Below are 1,437 nucleotides of genomic sequence, written 5' to 3' on the forward strand. Positions count from 1 at the left end.
CCCGCCGTTCCGCCGGGTGCATCTCGAAACTCGAAGAGTTTCTCAAACTCCCGCTGTACCGGCAGTCGCTCCCCGCGTGACGATGCCCGGAGGGAAGCCGTGTCGACAATTTGACGCCAGAGATCACTCAATCTTTCGTGGGGATGTGTCAGAATACTCTGAACTATATGAATCTTCAGCGACGCTCTTCACGGAAGAACCCTTTGGGTTCTTCCTGCCGGGCACGCTTCAACCGCGCCGTGCCTTGAGAGCAGGGAGGCGGTTGATGAGGTCGTATGCAGACAACCTCACCTCGTCATCCTGGTAAACCTTGTTCTTGAGATTCAAGCCCCGGTTGTACATGAACCGGCAGTACCCGAGGTGTTTGGCGAATCAGGACCGTCTGATCGGCAGTTGGATACAACCGGTACCGGTAGCCCCGCAACAGACGGATAGAGGCGTGTGGGACCACCAATACTAATACTATGCGGGGGAGCCACGCGAGGTGGAAGTATGCGATCCGGAGGGAGGGGCGCCGCTTCACGGAAGATGCTCTGCATCTTCCTGACAGGCACAACCCTCTGGGTTGTGCCGTGTCATCCCCAGTCCTCTCGACCGGGGTCTTCCCACTCTGCTCCGAGAGCCCCGCGAGACAACTACCAAAAAACTTGTATGATCCGCGTGATCAAGGGTATGATCATGAAATATACGGTAGTGCTCGAACCACAGGAAGAGGGTGGGTTCACCGTCCAGTGTGTTGAGATCCCGGGAGCGATCAGCCAGGGCGAAACGCGGGAGGAAGCACTTGCCAACATCAAAGAAGCAATAGAACTCGTTCTTGACGTGCAGCGGGAAAAATTGTATCGGAAGACATCAACTGCCCGTCGTGAGATATCAAAGGTTGACGTAGTTGATGTCATATAGGCTGCCGGTCATTTCCGGGGAAGAGATGGTAAAGTACCTTGCCCGGTCTGGTTTCGTCCCGCAACGGCAGACCTCGTCCCATGTTGTTGCGCAGAAGGAATGGCGGGTCTTTTCCGTACCTCTGCACCGTGAGCTGAAGAAAGATACCCTGATTGGCATCCTCAAACAAGCCGGGATCGATAGGGAAGAATTCAGGCGTACCTTCAAGTGATGGTTTGAACTGTGTTCAAGAGAATGACCGAGGATTCCCGCGACTTGAGTCATGGGAGGAATCGGCCCTTCGCATATCACGATACACTTTCACCCCGAACGGCTATTCTTTATGCCGGAGGAAGTCCAACAGATGTTTGTTGCGCTATGGAAGGCACGAAGCAGGAGCCTCCCTGCGGATCACGGCTATACACCTGCGCAAACGACACCACAGTGCAGCGACATTGCTGCCAGGGCCGCCGTCAACCGGCCTATTGCGGTCCGCTCCCCCGACACCGGGGGAGAGGTGGAATCGCGAAGCCCCTAAAGAGCGTGCTCCCATCT

At 55.7% G+C, this 1,437-nt stretch carries 3 protein-coding genes and 1 pseudogene; 2 read left to right on the top strand and 2 right to left on the bottom strand.

What is annotated here, in order from left to right:
• Positions 1–228: 228 nt before the first annotated feature.
• Together BP737_RS14720 and BP737_RS14725 are read right to left on the bottom strand one after the other, a co-directional pair.
• Positions 229–357: pseudogene (locus BP737_RS14720) on the bottom strand (hypothetical protein); the annotation flags it as partial.
• On the bottom strand, positions 296–523 hold the full coding sequence (locus BP737_RS14725; RefSeq protein ID WP_349680627.1) for a helix-turn-helix domain-containing protein: 228 nt from the start codon (positions 521–523) through the stop codon (positions 296–298). The gene BP737_RS14725 and the pseudogene BP737_RS14720, both read right to left, overlap by 62 nt.
• A 155-nt stretch (positions 524–678) precedes the next feature.
• On the opposite strand from BP737_RS14725, the gene BP737_RS06105 reads away from it, so the two are divergent.
• Together BP737_RS06105 and BP737_RS06110 are read left to right on the top strand one after the other, a co-directional pair.
• Positions 679–903, top strand: a complete 225-nt coding sequence (locus tag BP737_RS06105; RefSeq protein ID WP_292407377.1) for a type II toxin-antitoxin system HicB family antitoxin — start codon at positions 679–681, stop codon at positions 901–903.
• 25 nt (positions 904–928) lie between these two features.
• On the top strand, positions 929–1,114 hold the full coding sequence (locus BP737_RS06110; RefSeq protein WP_292407375.1) for a type II toxin-antitoxin system HicA family toxin: 186 nt from the start codon (positions 929–931) through the stop codon (positions 1,112–1,114).
• Positions 1,115–1,437 lie beyond the last annotated feature (323 nt).

It is taken from the genome of Methanoculleus sp. UBA291 (genome assembly GCF_002499755.1).
GTDB classification, from domain to species: domain Archaea; phylum Halobacteriota; class Methanomicrobia; order Methanomicrobiales; family Methanoculleaceae; genus Methanoculleus; species Methanoculleus palmolei.